The sequence below is a fragment of the Siminovitchia sp. FSL W7-1587 genome (assembly GCF_037963795.1).
Taxonomy (GTDB): Bacteria; Bacillota; Bacilli; order Bacillales; family Bacillaceae_C; genus Siminovitchia; species Siminovitchia thermophila.
In genome coordinates this window covers 3,764,615-3,781,975 of sequence record NZ_CP150169.1, presented here as the reverse complement: position 1 = coordinate 3,781,975, position 17,361 = coordinate 3,764,615, and the positions used below count along the sequence as shown (strand labels likewise).

The following is a 17,361-nucleotide window of genomic DNA, read 5'->3' as shown; positions in this document are numbered from 1 at the left end:
AAAAAAGATTTCCTTTCAACAAATATCCTTCACATCTTTTTTCTATATGTTGTTTTGAATCATTTAGAAGCCGTCTTTACAAAAAGTAATGAAATGTGCCTTGTTTTACCATAATAAAGACGCCTAAGCCTATTAAAACAAAAGGAACGATAAAATGACCGTAGCGTTCGAGTGCCCGGGCAAATAAAGGTTGTTGAACTAATACAAGTCCCAAATAACACCAAATCGCTACTAGGACTAAAAAAATCACTAATATCAACATAATCTTCTCAAGGTTATAAGTTGCAAACAGCGGAATATAGACTCCCATATTATCGGCGCCATTTGCAAAGGTTATGACTGCGGTTTTGAACAGCCACATAACAGGGCGGCTTTTTTTCTTTCGCGACTGATATAAAGACATGAGTGATTTCATTCCGAGATAGATCGGAATGAACCCAAATAAACCTACCCACTCCTCGGAAAGTTGCAAAGTTCCAAAAGCCCCGATAAAACTAATGGATAGAAGGAGAATAAAACCAATGTATTGCCCTGCTACGATATACCATTTTTCTTCTGTTGTTTTTGCTTGTGAAAACCAGGTTATTAAAAACAAGAGGTCATCAAGATTTGTTGCTACAAAGAATAGGATTATTGAAACAAGACTTAACATCTCTTATGAAATCACCTTTTCTTTTGGTTTTCTCTTTCCTAATCCCATTTGTTTTTTCAAAAGAGCATCTCAGTAAGAATCGTTATCATTCCATTATATTGATAAAAGCAATACAAATGCCTAATACGTAAAATCTCATTAACATTTTATTCTTGGAGTTTGCGTGGGCATTATTGAAAAAGTTGATTAAGACCTATTGCCATAAAAATGAGCCCGGCAACAAGGGAAGAGTATTGGCCAAACATTTTTAAGAAAACAGTATTTCCTATCACATTTCCAATCCAAATGCAAATATATCCCCAACAAGTAATACTAATGATCAAAGGCCAAATAAGTAATTCATATGCAACCGCCGCTCCAAATCCGGCAGCAATATTGGTGACCGACAAAGCAAAACCGAGGATAATAGCCTGCCGCAATGTAGGCTGATGAATTTTTACCATCGGTTTATTTTTTCCATCAAGTAAGCCAGAATAACGATTATAAATTGTCAAAAATCCGATAGAAAAAAACACACAAAAAGAAACAAGTCCAGTTGCTGTAGGAGAAATAACCTGCGAAATGATAGATGCTAAAAAAACACCAATCAGTGTGTTAAAGAAACCAATGACATTAATGATGGCATTGAACCAAGAAGGTATTCTAAAATGTTTAAGCCCATATGCAATGCCAACTCCCGTATTATCTAAATTGGCACTTAATCCGATCAGATTGATGATAAAAAAAGAGCTGAGCCATTCCAACGAAAATCCCTCACTTTTTGTTTAATGGCCATTCCAGTAATTTAATCATGAAGCCCTGCAAATTATCATATGTAAGCCGAGTGCCGAGCGTATCCTTAAAACACCTACTTAAAAGCCGCGGTAAATACTCTATTCTTTCCCAATGTCGTCTAAATGCCACTCCCATTTTTCTCCGTATGACCACTGGAGGAATGAGAGCGAAAGCCCTCATTTTGGAATGTTTTTGATTACTGTTTGAAATAAAAAATGGCAGGAAAGCCAAAAAAGACCGAATCCAAAAAGGATTCAGCCTGGAATGATATTTTAATTGGGCTAAGGGAGGCTTGAAGGAACAACTAGTTTCTGGTTCAACCCACCATCCGATTTCATTCTCAGTAGGAAATGCCCCTTTTTTAGTCATATGAGGTATCCCCTCTTTCAAACATGGTATAACATGACGGGGAAATACGGGGTGTTCTCATCAAGATTTTCATGGAGGAAATTCATATGTTGATAAACTTCCCCAAACGATTCAGTAAAAGGCATCTCTAATGAATGAAAGTCTCTTGTTTATCTACAACTGCCACATGCCGCTCAAAGCCTTCATCAGAAGGTTCATCATAATAAATAGTTGGACGTTCGAACGGAAATTCTTTCATTTTTTCCTCCTTGATTTTTATTGTGGAAAGCTGCTTATATGTTTGGTCTTGCTTTTTTTCCCAAGAATCAGTTCAGCGATTTTTTTAAAACAGATAAAACCTAAAGTACCACCCAATGTATTTAATAGTAAATCATCTACATTAAACGTCCGTCCTGATAAAAAGCCAAAGCATACAAGAACAAGTTGGCAAGTCTCTATCAATAAACTTGTAAAAAACACGATAAGCGTTGCTTTTTTTATACTCTGGATGTTAAAAATGAACGGTAAATACACACCCAATGGGAACAGCATGATGAGATTAAAAAAGGAGAGTTTTACCGCATTCCAAAAGAACCAACTGTTTGGGCCATAACCGCTCAAATCCCAAATAAAATAAAACGGAAAAAGCTGTATATTGACAACTCCCCTTTCAAGAGGAGGGATGTGAATATATCCCGTTGTAACAGTGGCTACTACAATGAAATAGAAAATAAAGCTGAACAGGATCGTTCTCTTTAATAGGTTTTTCAATTTTTTTCTAAAAAGATCATATATAATAAATAACAATAAGCCGATGAATCCGATTACAGTTATGATGTTAATGCTCATATTAAACTTCTCCTTACCTATTACTATTCGGAACATGATGCTTTATTGATTCCGCAGAATGAGGAAAGACAATCTTTCAAAGCTTTATGTAGTAAGCTCGCCACTTTATTTCCCGCATTAAGAACTCGTGACGATGGGAAGGCGGAGCCTATTTTCTTCTTTATGAGTCATTACAGTGCTCTTTTTTTGTTACCTTTTCGAACTAAGCTGCCCTCCCCCTTCTTGACTGGCAACCAACTAAACTACTTCCAATGATCCGGAAATTTGGCGGCAGCCAAAAAGCGACCAAGTTATATCGGGAAGCTTCATGGGGTGTCTTGTACCTTCCCCACTTTGAAGATTCTTCGAGGTCTTCCACGTGTACCGGGGACCTCTTCCCCCACAATCTGAGCCAATCCGTGCTTTTCCAAGTCACTTAATATTCTTCTGGCATTTCGTTGTGTCATTCCTAACCATTTAGCAAGTTCATGGGCGCTTAAGGAACCGTTTCTTAATTTTTCTTGAACCGCTAGTACTTTCGTGTAGGTACTCACATTTACACCTGCAAGCTGCAACTTATCTACGACTTCCGAATCATGAATGCGCCGTGTGAATGAAATACTGTTTTTATCGAAAAGCGGCCCGTTCACCACTCCCTTTTCATCTACTAACATGATCGTGTTTTTATCATATTGATTTGCATGGTTTAATGCCAGATAGGCATTTTGCTCCGCATCTACAACGGTAATGCCATAGCCGATCCCCAGATTGGCCGGGAGATTCGTAATGAGCTTTATCTTTTCTAATAAATCAAATATGGATTGATTGGATTGGTCTTCCAGCGTGCCTCTTGTAGAAAAAATAATAAACTTTTCAATCCCTTGTTGGATAAAAGATCCTTGTATTTTTTCGGCAAATTCAATCACGATTTCTTGCAACTTTAAACTTAAACGATGCGCATCAAAGGACACATTGCTTTTACTAATCAAATGGCTCATCTCATGTATTTGCAGGATCAAGATAGAAATTTGGGAACTTTGAAATTGCATAATTTCACTTCGCTGTGTCGCAATCAACATTTTATCCCTAATATCCATTTTAGTCGGAATGAGCCGATAAGAAGGTACGCCCAATTCATTTAACTTCTTATATACAGAGTGAATGCCCGTGATACAACAATCCACTTTATTTTGTTTATAAAGATCGTAGTGATATTGAAATAATTCCTCGCTGGGCTTATAACCGCTATAAGGAAAAAGTTCCAACGATTTCGTTTGCAAATGCAGTTCGGAAAAAGTTTCCATTACTTCGCTGGCAGGTATTGTGTCAAAACTCAAACGATCTAAGCTTTTTTGATCACGATAGGATATATCAAGCAACACTTTGGTTAAACTAAACCCCGTTAAAGATGGGTAAAAACCGCTTTTTGATTTGATATATGGCTTTGCTATCGCATAAGGAGCTTGTCCCGAGAAAAACCACACATCAATTTTATCTTTATGATCCAATACAATGTCTTTTGCCTCTTCCGAATGTGTATAAACAAACGGGACTTGCGTGATTCGATCATGAAATTCTTGTGCAACCTCCAATATAAGATCAACGGAATCTTGTGGTCCGACAATTCCTATTCGATTTTTCATTGATGTTCTCCTTCGATAATGGTCGTCCGTTCATTTTACAGATTACTTTATATACAGATCTCCTCCAAACACCGTTATTATACCATAGAAAAAACCCTATCTTTCCTTTCCTCTCCATTTCTATTTAAATTTTTTTACTATTGACAATAAAACATCGTTTATTTATATTAAGGAATATATAAGGAAATATCCTTAATATAAGCAGCGCAAAGAAATAATGAACTAAAGGGCGCCTGCCAGTCGTCGAAAAACTGCATAAGATCAGTATAAGATGGGACATACTTTGACCAGCCATTGTCATGTATGTGGCTGTTGGGTGATTTTGGCGGGCTTAGAGGTTGCCAAAGTTGTTGAGAGGAAAAAATGCTGTCAGGTTGGGAGTCCCCCCCTCTTAGGACAGCAAAAACTCAAGGAGAATGTCATTCATTTGTTGAGCTTTATAAGGGTAAACAGTAATCTATCTCGAAATGGATCGCGGCGCGGGACAGGGCTAATATACCAGATTTGAGCAAGCCTTCATCCTCCCCCCCAACAGAAATGATTCATCTTATTCTTGGTATAAACATACTCATAAACTATAACGCTGACCCCATGTAAAATGACCATTTACGGAATAGATATGGAAATATTCCATTATCATAAAGAAGGAAGGTTAACCATGGACATCAATATTCAGACACATATACTACAGGTGGAAAATGACATCATTGAGATCAGAAGGCATCTGCATCAATATCCGGAACTGAGTAATAATGAATGGAACACTTCACAACTAATCATGGAAACGCTGCAAAAATACGATATTCCTTTTGAAAACGGTTTCGCGAAAACAGGAGTTTTAGGCATTATTCATGGTCATTACCCAGGAAAAACAGTCGCTTTACGAGCTGATATGGACGCTCTCCCGATTGTGGAGCAAAATAGCTGTTCTTTTGCCTCTAAACATCATGGTATCATGCATGCTTGCGGCCATGATGCGCATACAGCCATGTTACTTGGAGCCGGTTATATGCTGAATAACTTGAAGGAACATATTCACGGAACGATTTTGCTCGTGTTTCAACCAGCGGAAGAAGATGCGCCGATTGGGGGCGCACAAGCCATGTTGGAGGATGGCGTTTTTGCGACATATACACCTGATGTCATTTACGGACAACATGTCTGGCCCGAACTTCCCGTTGGAAAAGTAGGCATTCGAAATCGGGAAATGATGGGTGCGAGTGATCGTTTTCATATTACGATCCATGGCAACGGGGGACATGCGAGTATGCCTCATGAGACGAGTGACGCCATCGTGACCGCGGCCTATTTAATTACAAACTTGCAATCTATTGTTAGTCGAAATGTTGATCCAATGGAGGCTTCTGTTATTACCATCGCCAAAATAGAAGGTGGCTACGCGCCAAATGTGATCGCGGACAAAGTAATACTTGAAGGATCGATTCGAACGTATAAGCAATCTATTAAAAATCGAATCAAAGAACGCTTTTTTATCATTACCAATCAAGTTGCCGAGATGTATGAAGCAAGGGTAGAAATTGAGTACCAAGATGGATATCCACCTACCGTTAATACGCCCAAATGGGCGAGCTTGGCACGTAAATCGGCACGAAAAATAATGGGACCAGATGCGGCGCCAGAAGTAAAGCCAGCATTAACAGCCGAAGATTTCAGTCGGTTTTTAAACCGATATCCGGGAGCACTTATATGGTTAGGAACTCAACTAGATGATCCAACAGCACAAAAACCGCTGCATGACCCTCTTTTTAAGTTAAATGAACAAGCTTTGCCGCTTGGAAGCGCCTTATTAACCCAAATTGCCATCGACACATTACATGAATTAAAAAAGGATGAAAATAATGATAGCTGCTTTTATTGACGATATATCGCCGCAACTAGTAAAATGGCGGCGCTCATTCCATCGAGAACCTGAGCTTGGATTTATGGAATATATCACAACGTATAAAATTGGAAAAGAATTACAGAGACTTGGATATACAATCTACCTTGGAAAGGATGTAATGCAAGACGAATCACGATTAGGTGTTCCCGAGAACAAGAAGTTAATAGAACAAGAGACGATTGCCCAAGAGTGGGGCGTCGAAGAGTCTTGGTTACATCACATGCGGGGTGGATTTACAGGTGTTATAGCAACGATCGATACAGGTAAAACAGGAAACCATCTTTCCTTTCGATTCGACATCGATGCATTGCCAATTGATGAATGTAAAGAGTCATCTCATTTTCCTTCTCAACACCATTTTGCATCTGCGTTTCAGAATGTCATGCATGCTTGTGGCCATGACGGCCATATGACGATTGGCTTAGGGTTGGCCGCCTTTATTGCTAAATATATAAATGAACTAAAGGGACGCTATACGCTTATTTTCCAGCCTGCCGAAGAAGGTGGGCGCGGTGCGAAAGCAATTGTTGATAAAGGGTGGCTTGATGATGTTGATTATTTTTACGCCGGACATATTGGCATTCAACCTCTGGCAGTGGGAGAAGTGGCCGCAACTACAGAAGGGTTTTTAGCTTCAACCAAATTGAATGTCACGTTCCAAGGAGAATCTTCCCACGCGGGAATGCAACCGGAATTAGGGAAAAACGCTTTATTGGCTGCCGCTACAGCCGTTTCTAATTTATATGCAATCCCTCGTCATAGTGAGGGAATCACACGTATCAATGTCGGAAAATTAATGGCTGGAAATGGGCGAAATATTATTGCCGATAACAGCAAGATGGAAGTCGAAACGAGAGGAATCACACGAAAAGTAAATCAGTATATGTTTGAGGAGGCAAAACGCATCATTGAGAGCGCGGCTTCCATGCACGATGTTCACTCACATATTGAAGAAGTGGGCAGCACCAATGAAATAGTTTGCAGTGAGGAGTTGATCTCTCATATTTCAGCATGTTGCGCAAATGGTGTCTATATTAAAAACATCATTCCGGAAATAACTGTGATGGGTTCAGAAGATGCAAGCTATATGGTGGATCAGGTTCAAAAAAATGGTGGTAAAGCAACTTATATGTTGTTTGGCACTCATTTACACTACCCTCACCATCATCCACGATTTGATTTTCAAGAAAAATTGCTGCCCGTGGCATTGGAAACGTTTATTCGGATTGTGCTTGCGGAAAGAACATCCTCTTAGTAATTGATGGCCTTTCCCAAAGTGAAAAACAATTCATTCACACCGATTATATGTAAGCGCTTTATAAGATAAAAAGTAAAGAGAGGGTAAATGATATGGCTTTAGAAAATAACTCCGTAAAAAGGTCAAAACTGACAGGTTTCTTAAATGGAATTGAACGAGTTGGGAATAAATTGCCAGACCCCTTTATGTTGTTTGTGTATCTTGCAATCATCGTGATGATCTTCTCCTGGCTTGTTTCTCTTTTTAACGTTTCATTTATCCAGCCGGGAGAAGAAGAAAAGATTTTCGTCAAAAGCTTAATGTCAACAGAAGGGTTGGAATTCATCTTGACCTCGATGCTGGATAACTTTGTCAGCTTTAAACCTTTAGGTCTTGTATTAGCGATGATGCTTGGGATTGGATTAGCCGATAAAGTAGGTTTATTGGAAACCGCGATTAAAAGCACCATTGTAAAAGCGCCAAAATCACTTGTGACATACGCGGTTGTTTTTACCGGAATTATGGGAAATATCGCTTCTGATGCAGCCTTTGTGATTATTCCTCCCCTGGCCGCGATGGTGTTTTATAACATTGGACGACATCCATTGGCGGGATTAGCTGCGGGCTTTGCCGGCGTCGGTTCCGGCTTTACAGCAAACTTTATGATTACGGGAACAGATGGACTCTTATCCGGTATTACTACAGAAGTAATGCAATCCCTCGGGTCAGATATCGTTGTTACACCGGCAGATAACTGGTACTTCATGGTAACTTCTGTTGTCATCTTATCTGTTGTCGGGGCCTTAGTTACAGAAAAAATAGTTGAGCCCCGACTTGGAAAATACGAAGGATCTGTCGGGAAACAATTTGAAAAGGCTACGGCATTAGAAATGAAAGGGTTAAAAAATGCCGCGATTGCGGGGGGAGCCTATATTGCTTTTATAATCATTGTCCTGCTTATTCCTCATTCTCCATTAACAAATGAACGTGGTGGAATTGTCCCTTCATTGTTTTTAGATGGCATTATTCCCCTTATTATCGTTTTTTTTATCATTCTCGGTGTTACGTATGGCCTCACATTGAAAACAATCACATCGACACAAGATATTGGAAAATATATGGGAGATGCCATGAAAGACATGTCCGGCTTTATCGTGCTCATATTTGCAGCTTCCCAGTTTATCGCTTACTTTGATTGGTCTAATGTAGGTTTATGGATTGCGGTAAGCGGAGCAAATTTTTTACAGTCCATCGGTTTAACAGGCATATTGGTCATTATCGGTTTTGTTTTATTAACAGCGATCTTAAACTTGTTTGTCTTTAGCGGCTCTGCGCAATGGGCTTTGGAAGCGCCCATATTTGTTAAAATGTTTTATTTTCTTGATTATCACCCCGCTTTTGTGCAAGCGGCATACCGAATTGCGGATTCGTCGACAAATGTCATTACACCCATGAACCCCTATATGATGATCGTGCTTTCCTTTATGAGAGACTACGATAAGAAAGCCGGAATTGGCACATTGATTTCCCTCATGTTGCCATATAGTCTGTTTTTCTTGGGAACATGGATTCTTTTACTATTGTTATTTGCCTACCTCGGAATTCCGTTTGGGCCGGGAATAACCGTTCATTTATAAGATTGTGATGAAAAATCATTACTAACAAGGCTGAACACGATCATGGATTAACCTAACAACAAAAAACACCTTCGAACAGGTACGCAGAAATAACATACACAATTTCGAAGGTGTTTTTGCATGAAGTCAAAACGAAAAAAGATCGCAAACACTGTTATGAACAATCATCATGCCATCCATTTTGGCGGGTCATCTTTAGACCAGTAAATCTCTCCAATTTCATGGTGCTTTTCAAAATGATCTTTACTCAAATGATAATGGAAATTAAACCAGTATCCTTCTAACGGCCTCTTATCACGCCTGACATGAAATCTGGCAATATCCATATCATTTCGCACATCATATACATGAAATATTTTTTCTCCGTACCCATCGGCGGGTTGATCAGTAATCATGAAATAGGGAACTTCTTGCGATCCCGCCTCGACAAGCAGGGTGGTCAAAACTTCTTCCATTGTCGGTAAAATGACCTCCATGAAGTCATCTTCCACCTGCTCCAAAATTCTTGGTCCCAATTTCGCTATCGCTTGTTCTCTTGCCTGTTTGGCCAGTAAAGTCGTTTTGCTTTCCTTTTCTTCGGGATAATGGACACAATCTCCATCTTCAGTTGGAGAGTCGGAGCCTTCATCATTTTCCTCAACGATTTTACTAGAAGAAAGGATATTTTTCTCATCATTTACTTTCGAATCCGGTTGAGCTGACGGGATATACAATCCAAAGGTCATGATGGCTACAAAAAAGACGAACATTCTTCTGAGCCATAGCTTCATTTTTGGGATCTCCTTTCTTCACAACCCCTATATGTAATCGGGAATATAGACGGTCTACATTCAAAATATGAATCTATCGTATCTTTCACCGAAAAATCAAAACGATCTACCAAAAAAGCATGTATATAAGAACATGATCATTATGTATATGTTAATATATTTTTTCCGTTTTAGCCAACTGATTTTCCTCATTTTAGGGAAATAATATGTGGAAGGAATGGATCATTTTTGTCAGCTGCCCCATCCGCTTATTTGATTTCAAGGGAATTCTTGATCGGTCAACGATGACTTTTCCAACTTTTTGGACTAGTTTTCAATATAGCTTTGGGCAAGGTCCCAAGTCCTTGATGGAACATTGTTTTGAATAAGCATCTTTCCTTTTCACAGAATCTCTTTTTCCTACAACAATAAATAGTTTGCATAGGCATTTTTCTCAAAAGGCTGAACTTTTTTCGGATGTAAATAGAGTATAATGGCTGTAGTATAATCTTCTCCATACAATAATGCAGACAAAGAAACCCGCCTTTTTTATTCATTTTCGTCGACAGTAACCACCCTTTTTTAAAATAATCCCCTTCGTATACACCAAGTCCTTTTGCATCCGGCTTTCCCCTTCATGGCATCTGGCAAAGCGGCGTTAAGTACCAGTCTAAAGGGAAGATGGTTTAGCCTCATTTTCGTGAACATACATTGACTTCAGCCCCCTTTCTTTTTATCCTTAAAGAGGACAATTGAGCAAGCTTTATGTATGCTGTAGAAAACAAAGGATTAAGACATGGAAGAAAATATTGTTATCAAGAAACATGTTCATCGCCAATGAAAATTGGCTTCGTTTTTATATAAATGTAGAAAGTATAGAAAAAGGTGAGGAATATGAGTGATTATAAGATTGAGAAACCGACACCGTATTATGAACAGTTTTATCACTCCATAAAGAAAATGATCTTTGAAGGTAAGTTCAAACCGGGAGAACGTATTATCGAGACGCAATTGGCTAAAGAATTTAATGTCAGTAAAAGTCCAGTTCGAGAAGCCATTCGTATTTTAGAAACAGAAGGGCTTGTTACAGTTGACGAAAAGTCCAGAGTAATCGTCTACGAGCCAACCATAAAGGATGTTGAGGAAATATACTTTTGCCGTATGGCGCTCGAGTCCTTCGCGGTCGGGTTAACGACTACCATTTCAACGGATACGGAGTTGGCTGACATTGAGAGTACTCTAAAACAAACGGAGCAGGCAATCCTTCATTCAGAAGAAGCGAATACGATTATTACATTAAATGAACAATTTCACAATTTAATTGTCCAGTATACGCATAACCGCCGATTGCAAAAGCAACTCAATGATTTAAAATCACTTATGTACTTTTTCCGTATCTTAAACTTCCAGGGAGAAGGTCGAGCAGATCAAATCCTGAGCCAACATTGGGACATATTTTCACAAATGAAGAAAAGAAATGCGGAACAAGCTTCCAAAGAAATGGTTGAACATTTGAAATTAGATTTATCCCATTTGATTGGCGTTCTTCATACAACCGAAACAACTGAGCCGTGATGAGTAGATCATGGCTTTTTATATACTCCCCATAGAGCGCGACATGCGGCACTTCCCCTTTTGCCGCTCATTGAAAATATTTCAATCCACACACTTACATAGAGTGGTGGCCTCTTTCCATTTTTGTAAAAATACGCGCACTCACACAAGAAGTTTTTTAAAAAAACGAGCTTGCTTTACGTTTTTTCGTCTCGTATAATCAAATTATGATCTGGTCGACCGGATACTGTCGACCTGTTGCACGACAATTATATATGAAAGCGAGGAGATTGAAATTGAAAACGTTAAAAATCGCCGCTATACCAGGAGACGGAATTGGTAAAGAAGTTGTTCCCGCAGCAATCGATGTTTTGAACACGGTATCAGATATTCATGGAGGATTAACATTTGATTTTACCAGCTTTCCTTGGAGCTGTGAGTATTATCTCGAACATAACAAAATGATACCTGATGATGGCATGGAGAGATTACAAGATTTCGATAGTATATTCTTGGGAGCTGTGGGAGATAGTAATCTTGTTCCCGACCATATTTCTTTATGGGGATTACTCATTAAAATTCGTCGTGAATTTGATCAAGTGATTAATATTCGTCCCGCAAAAGTGATGAGTGGTGTGAGATCCCCGCTTATAAACCCTAAGGATTTTGATATAGTCGTTGTTAGAGAGAATAGTGAAGGAGAATATAGCGCTATTGGGGGAAATATCTACAACGGTGAAGATGAATTGGCCATTCAAAATGCGGTCTTTTCAAGAAAAGGAACGGAAAGAGTCATGCGTTATGCTTTTGAATTAGCGGCTAAACGGAAAAAGCATGTAACAAGCGCGACAAAATCAAATGGCATTACATACTCGATGCCTTTCTGGGACAAAATTTTTAAAGAGATTGCCAAAGAATATCCGGAAATTAGCACTGATTCCCAACATATCGATGCTTTATCGGCGTTCTTTGTCACCCGGCCTGAAAGATTTGATGTCATTGTGGCAAGCAATTTATTCGGAGATATCTTATCAGACTTGGGGGCGGCGATTATGGGCAACATTGGAATTGCCCCATCAGCGAATATTAATGTCAACGGAAAATATCCTTCCATGTTTGAGCCTGTTCACGGATCGGCTCCGGATATTGTCGGAAAAGGGATTGCCAACCCAATTGGCCAAATTTGGACGGCTAAAATGATGTTAGATCATTTTGGAGAAGAAGATTTGGGAAATACATTATTGACTGTTATTGAAAGCGTCACAAACGATGGCATCTTAACGCCAGACCTTGGTGGGAAACATAGCACAAAAGAGGTTACAAATGAAATCATCAAGCGGCTTATTGCTGTCGACAAAAAAGGGGTTCATAGTAAATAATCCATCAATCATTACTACAATGAATTGAATTTCATTGTTTAAAAGCGGCAGCTGGCAAGTCAGCTTCCTTCCTTATTGATTGGCAGCTTTTTCTGGCGATTTTCCATTGTCTTTAAAATGGCGGTTTTTCAGGATTTAATTTGTCATAAACCGAAACGAAACTGTGAAGCGGGAGCGTACACCTCCCACTTACACAGTTTCGTCTGCATTTACGAGTCAATCGAGCCTTTCTGATGGACTTTACTCTTTTTAGAGAGTTTGTATTTAGGACAAAATGAAACGACTTAATCATCATGTGTTAAGCGAAAAATAAGCAGCAAATACTTTTTTGGGGATATCCAGGATCGCATCTTGTTTATCTGTATCCATAAAAGGCAAAGCAACAGCGATCGCAATTTCCGGATTATCCGACGGGGCATAGCCTACGAAAGTCAAATTCCAGACAGCCGTCATATTTGCCGATTGAATGGGCCCACTATAAAAAGCTTGGGCAGTTCCGGTCTTACCAGAGACTTTATATGGCAAATCGGAAAGTTTCTTTCCTGTTCCATATGGATTGCTGCCGTATACAACATGATATAAGCCCGATTGAATCCTATCAATATATTTTTTTTCGATATTTACATGGTTGATGACTTTTGGAGTAAAAGCTTTTTTTAGTTCACCTAGTTCACCTTTCTCATGATAGCCTCTAACTTCTTTTACAATTCTTGGAGCGATCCGGTCTCCCCCGTTCGCAATCGTCGATATATACTGATTTAATTGCAGAGTTGTATACGTATCAAATTGCCCGAAAGAAAGATCAAGAGCGAGACCAGGATTTGTTTCTACTCCTTTTAAACCATGCGTCTCCCCCGGAATATCCAGTCCGGTTGGAACACCGAGGCCAAATTGCGAAAAATAATATCTGAGTTTATGAAAAGCCGCTTTACTATCCATTTTCAAGCTTTCCTCAGGCATGTAGTCATATTTTCCGCCCATCCGCATAGCCAATTGCATCATATAGGAGTTCGAAGATACTTCTAACGCGGTGATGTCATTTAATGGCATACTTCCCCGGCGGTTAAACCAAGAACTTTTTGATTTTGTCTCCGCAAATTTAAGTGGTTTATCAATGAGTGTATTGTCATCCAATGAAATCACTTTATCCATATAACCCGCAAGAACAGTAGCCGCTTTTATGCTGGATCCCATCGTATATTGAGTATTAAAAACACTTAATGTATCATCTTCTATTTTTCCTGTAGCCATGTTAATCCTTTTTCCGGTCATGCCGAGAATTTCCCCAGTTTGCGGATTAATGGCACTAATATAAAGCCGATCTGCCAATTTTCCTTTCCGTTGAAGCAACGCGTTGGTTGCAATGTCATCTAGTTCTTTTTGAAAGTCAATATCGATCGTTAATACGAGATTATCTCCTTTTTTCCCCTCTGTTTTAAGAACAGATTTTTCCACTTTTCCGTTGTTAATTGTTAATTCATATTGTTCCTTAGTGCCTTTCAGCACATCTTCATATCCTTTTTCCAAGTAGCTTTTTCCGACCCGGTCATTTAAGGTGTAGCCTTTAGCCAGCAGTAATTCTTTTTCATCACTAGGCAAACCTGTTTTCTCGGATGTTACCGAACCGAATACACTTTTTAACACGGTGCCTTCCTGATATTCACGTTCCCAATCCATTGTAACGTCGATGCCCGGTAACTCTTGCATATGTTCGCTTACCTTGGCCGCTTCTTCATCCGTCACATGATTATTTTTAATAGTTACAGTTTCAAATGCGGAAATGCTGTTCATTTTTTTATATATACTGGCAACACTTTTTTCTGTTTCGTTTAAGGAAGCCAGGTCGTCGTCAGTCACTTTTTTTATTTGCGCTTTATATAAATCTCCTGCTTTTAAACGCTGCTCCATTCCAGTAAGCCGATGATTGATTTTATCCGGATATTTGGCGACAAAGTATTCTTGTAAATCATGTTTTTTAAGCCCAGTCGTATCTATGGAAATAAATTTCGTTAGTTCTTCCGCTAATTTTACCATCGCTTTTGGCGTACTATCATTATTTCGAAAATACGTAATGGCTTTCTTCCCCTTATTTCCGACTAATAGACGATGCTTCCGATCATAAATAGATCCCCTTGGCACAGCTTTTTTTACAACGACCAAATGCGATTTATCAGCCTCTTTATAAAACTGTTCACCGTGTACAACTTGAAGGTAACCTAACCGCAAAATAAGAGCAGAAAAAAGCAGAAAAATGATAAAAAGCAGGAAATTGATTCGTAATGTGGTTACATTTCTCTTTTTTTGTTCCATTATAAAAAGCTCCTTTTACAGGAATAAATACTACAATTGTAGTATTAAGTGGAGAAAATGCCCAAAAAGGATGAAGTAATCCTTTTTGGGTTTTTTTATTCGTATATTCGTTTATCACGCAGTATTTGCCGGGCGATATCCGCCGCCTTGCTCCCGTTTGCATGTCCTTTTTTATTTTGGATATTGACAGCAAAATAAAAGCTACGATCATTCTTTTTTACAAAGCCGATAAACCAACCATTGACATTGTTCCCATTGATCGAACCAGTGCCTGTTTTTCCAAATAATTGACGATGTTTTTGCTCATCAATAAGGATTGCGTTTTTTACTGCACGAACGTTTTCCTCTTTAAAGCCAAATGTATTTTCATCTAATCCATATAATATTTGTACTTGTTCAATTGGTGATATTTTTAATGAAGATTCTATCCAGTAACGCTCCAGATTCCCGGACAGGTCTTCGTTCCCGTAGTTTATGTGATGAAAATAAGATTGTAGTTGTTTTTTCCCTACTTTTTGATCTAAATGTTGAAAATACCAATTGACAGAGCTGCCCAATGCAGTTGATAAGCTTTGATTCGTATTCCATTCTTTATAGGGATAAACTGTTCCATCCCAAAATTGTTCATTGTGATGAGGAGTTATGACATTTGTTTCCAAAGCAAATAATGCAGAATATATTTTATACGTGCTGTTGGGAGAAACCCTCTGTTCACTCATCTTGCGGTTATAAATTTGATATTGATTTTTAAAGGGATCATATAAAACAAAACTCCCGTTATATCCATGAAAATAAGAACTTAAATCTTCATATATTACATTTTTCTTATTAAATTGATATACGTCGTCTGAACTGGCGATCACCCAGGTGAGCGGTGTCAGACAGAGCATAAAAATCCCGAGAGCCGCACAGATTGCTTTGCTTTTCCATTTCAATAATTGAGAATCCCCAGCGTAATTCGCAATGCTCTTGATTCTTTGTTTGATTTGTGTTTTTGTTCCGCCCATCCCGGAGGCGTACTGTCCAAAGGCGCGGCTTTGTTGTTTGTCTGCAAAATGAATGATCGTCTGTCCATATTCGATATATCCGCTCTCATCCAAGCGATTTAAAACAGCGGCATCACAAGCCAATTCTCGATCCATCCTCATGACTTTTAAGGCATGCCATACGAATGGATTAAACCAGTACATAATGTTTAATAACAACATGACGTAATTAATAAGCACATCTTTATTTTTTTGATGGGTTAATTCGTGTAAAAAAACATATTTTAAATCGTTTAATGAGAATGTTTCCAGTGTCGTCTTTGGTAAAAGAATATAAGGCTGTATCAGTCCAAGCGTGCTAGGAGAGGCAATAAGCGCTGTTTCTTGCAACTTTATTTTTCTTTTCACTCCGACCATCTCTTTGCACACTTCTAACAATTCATTTACTTTTTCATTTTGAATAGGAGCAGCCGACTTTTTTAATTGCCGGATTTGATAGTTTGCGTAAATCGCCATCACAACGAAAATAACCATTCCAGTGATCCAAACAGCCATAAAGGTATGATAGAAGAAATCCGGCGTTGCCTTATTTACAGACACGGAGAAATCATGCAGGACATTTGTGTTGGGTGCTTGTGAAACTTCCACTCCACTTATCTGTTCATGATTCAATGGCGTGTTCCTATTAGTGAACATCAGGCTTTTCATATATTGGGATATTTCATGTAGGCGGAAAAAATCCCAAGGAAAAAAGGAAATAAGAAGGGGAGTAAATAGAAAATACCAAACTTTATAATGTGTTTGTTTGGACATATGTTTGGCGAATATTTTTTTCGTGAAGAGAATTATTAAAATAAGAAGAGATACGAGAATCGTACTTAATAGAAAACGGAGTATAAAAATATCCATCATTTTTCCCCTTCTTTCGTATCCCTCTCAGATAATATTTTCTTCAGGTCCGAAATCTCTTCCTTTGAAAGCTGATCATTTTCAATAAAATTTAAGACCATTGTATTCAACGTACCGCCGAAAAATTGTTTAAGAAATTTTTTACTTTTTTGTTCCACATATTCATGTTCTTCGATTAGAGATGTGTAAACAAATACTCTCCCCTGTTTTTTCGTTTGCAAAGCCTTCTTCTTCACGAGGCGTGAAAGCATAGTTTGAATCGTATTCGGCTTCCAATCAATTTTTTTTGAAACTTTCTCTACTACTTCGGGGGTGGAGATCGGTTCATATTTCCATACTATTTTCATCACTTCAAATTCTGCTTCTGATATTTGCGGAATCTCCTTCATCGCGGCCTCCTGCTTTTACATTTGTAGTATTTATTATAGCAGGCAGTGCTGATTTCTTAAAGA

Annotated in this window: 13 protein-coding genes; 5 read left to right on the top strand and 8 right to left on the bottom strand. The window is 38.6% G+C overall.

Translation table 11 applies throughout. From position 1 onward, the window contains the following. Positions 1-76 precede the first annotated feature (76 nt). The 4 genes from NST31_RS17875 to NST31_RS17860 all read right to left on the bottom strand — a co-directional run bounded on the left by NST31_RS17875 (position 77) and on the right by NST31_RS17860 (position 4,245). Complete coding sequence (locus NST31_RS17875) at positions 77-652, bottom strand: cadmium resistance transporter (RefSeq protein ID WP_077110186.1); 576 nt, start codon at positions 650-652, stop codon at positions 77-79. A 170-nt stretch (positions 653-822) separates the two neighbouring features. Then, positions 823-1,395, bottom strand: coding sequence for a hypothetical protein (locus NST31_RS17870; protein ID WP_339162383.1), 573 nt, complete (start codon positions 1,393-1,395; stop codon positions 823-825). A 655-nt stretch (positions 1,396-2,050) separates the two neighbouring features. Beyond that, the gene (locus tag NST31_RS17865; protein ID WP_339162380.1) at positions 2,051-2,623 is read right to left on the bottom strand and encodes a VanZ family protein; all 573 of its coding nucleotides are present in this window, start codon (positions 2,621-2,623) and stop codon (positions 2,051-2,053) included. 305 nt (positions 2,624-2,928) lie between these two features. Next, positions 2,929-4,245 (bottom strand): hypothetical protein, encoded by a 1,317-nt coding sequence (locus tag NST31_RS17860; RefSeq protein ID WP_339162378.1) that lies wholly within the window; start codon positions 4,243-4,245, stop codon positions 2,929-2,931. Positions 4,246-4,903: 658 nt separating this feature from the next. On the opposite strand from NST31_RS17860, the gene NST31_RS17855 reads away from it, so the two are divergent. The 3 genes from NST31_RS17855 (at position 4,904) to NST31_RS17845 (ending at position 9,022) form a co-directional block, all read left to right on the top strand. After that, entirely contained in the window at positions 4,904-6,124 is a 1,221-nt protein-coding gene (locus tag NST31_RS17855; protein WP_339162376.1) for a M20 family metallopeptidase, read from the top strand. Next, entirely contained in the window at positions 6,105-7,403 is a 1,299-nt protein-coding gene (locus tag NST31_RS17850) for an amidohydrolase (protein WP_339162373.1), read from the top strand. Before NST31_RS17855 ends, NST31_RS17850 begins: the two co-directional genes overlap by 20 nt. 95 nt (positions 7,404-7,498) lie before the next feature. After that, a complete protein-coding gene (locus NST31_RS17845) occupies positions 7,499-9,022 on the top strand; it encodes an AbgT family transporter (RefSeq protein WP_339162371.1) in 1,524 nt (507 codons plus the stop codon). A 167-nt stretch (positions 9,023-9,189) separates the two neighbouring features. Here NST31_RS17845 and NST31_RS17840 read toward each other — a convergent pair whose 3' ends face one another. Next, positions 9,190-9,792 (bottom strand): YpjP family protein, encoded by a 603-nt coding sequence (locus NST31_RS17840; protein WP_339162369.1) that lies wholly within the window; start codon positions 9,790-9,792, stop codon positions 9,190-9,192. Positions 9,793-10,665: 873 nt separating this feature from the next. Here NST31_RS17840 and NST31_RS17835 point away from each other — a divergent pair. Together NST31_RS17835 and NST31_RS17830 are read left to right on the top strand one after the other, a co-directional pair. After that, positions 10,666-11,346, top strand: a complete 681-nt coding sequence (locus tag NST31_RS17835) for a GntR family transcriptional regulator (protein WP_339162365.1) — start codon at positions 10,666-10,668, stop codon at positions 11,344-11,346. A 275-nt stretch (positions 11,347-11,621) separates the two neighbouring features. Then, complete coding sequence (locus NST31_RS17830) at positions 11,622-12,704, top strand: tartrate dehydrogenase (RefSeq protein WP_339162363.1); 1,083 nt, start codon at positions 11,622-11,624, stop codon at positions 12,702-12,704. A gap of 291 nt (positions 12,705-12,995) precedes the next feature. On the opposite strand, the gene NST31_RS17825 is transcribed toward NST31_RS17830, so the two are convergent. The 3 genes from NST31_RS17825 to NST31_RS17815 form a co-directional block, all read right to left on the bottom strand. Then, positions 12,996-15,014, bottom strand: a complete 2,019-nt coding sequence (locus tag NST31_RS17825) for a penicillin-binding protein 2 (protein ID WP_339162361.1) — start codon at positions 15,012-15,014, stop codon at positions 12,996-12,998. Positions 15,015-15,109: 95 nt separating this feature from the next. Beyond that, positions 15,110-16,909, bottom strand: coding sequence for a BlaR1 family beta-lactam sensor/signal transducer (locus NST31_RS17820; protein ID WP_339165610.1), 1,800 nt, complete (start codon positions 16,907-16,909; stop codon positions 15,110-15,112). Further along, positions 16,909-17,298, bottom strand: a complete 390-nt coding sequence (locus NST31_RS17815) for a BlaI/MecI/CopY family transcriptional regulator (RefSeq protein ID WP_077110173.1) — start codon at positions 17,296-17,298, stop codon at positions 16,909-16,911. Before NST31_RS17815 ends, NST31_RS17820 begins: the two co-directional genes overlap by 1 nt. Between the last annotated feature and the right edge of the window lie 63 nt (positions 17,299-17,361).

Bases quoted from the DNA above. Each gene is read 5' to 3' on its own strand.
- NST31_RS17835 (WP_339162365.1), top strand. From the start codon at position 10,666: ATGAGTGATTATAAGATTGAGAAACCGACACCGTATTATGAACAGTTT.
- NST31_RS17860 (WP_339162378.1), bottom strand. From the start codon at position 4,245: ATGAAAAATCGAATAGGAATTGTCGGACCACAAGATTCCGTTGATCTT.
- NST31_RS17845 (WP_339162371.1), top strand. From the start codon at position 7,499: ATGGCTTTAGAAAATAACTCCGTAAAAAGGTCAAAACTGACAGGTTTC.
- NST31_RS17820 (WP_339165610.1), bottom strand. From the start codon at position 16,909: ATGGATATTTTTATACTCCGTTTTCTATTAAGTACGATTCTCGTATCT.
- NST31_RS17865 (WP_339162380.1), bottom strand. From the start codon at position 2,623: ATGAGCATTAACATCATAACTGTAATCGGATTCATCGGCTTATTGTTA.
- NST31_RS17825 (WP_339162361.1), bottom strand. From the start codon at position 15,014: ATGGAACAAAAAAAGAGAAATGTAACCACATTACGAATCAATTTCCTG.
- NST31_RS17850 (WP_339162373.1), top strand. From the start codon at position 6,105: ATGATAGCTGCTTTTATTGACGATATATCGCCGCAACTAGTAAAATGG.
- NST31_RS17875 (WP_077110186.1), bottom strand. From the start codon at position 652: ATGTTAAGTCTTGTTTCAATAATCCTATTCTTTGTAGCAACAAATCTT.
- NST31_RS17815 (WP_077110173.1), bottom strand. From the start codon at position 17,298: ATGAAGGAGATTCCGCAAATATCAGAAGCAGAATTTGAAGTGATGAAA.
- NST31_RS17855 (WP_339162376.1), top strand. From the start codon at position 4,904: ATGGACATCAATATTCAGACACATATACTACAGGTGGAAAATGACATC.
- NST31_RS17840 (WP_339162369.1), bottom strand. From the start codon at position 9,792: ATGAAGCTATGGCTCAGAAGAATGTTCGTCTTTTTTGTAGCCATCATG.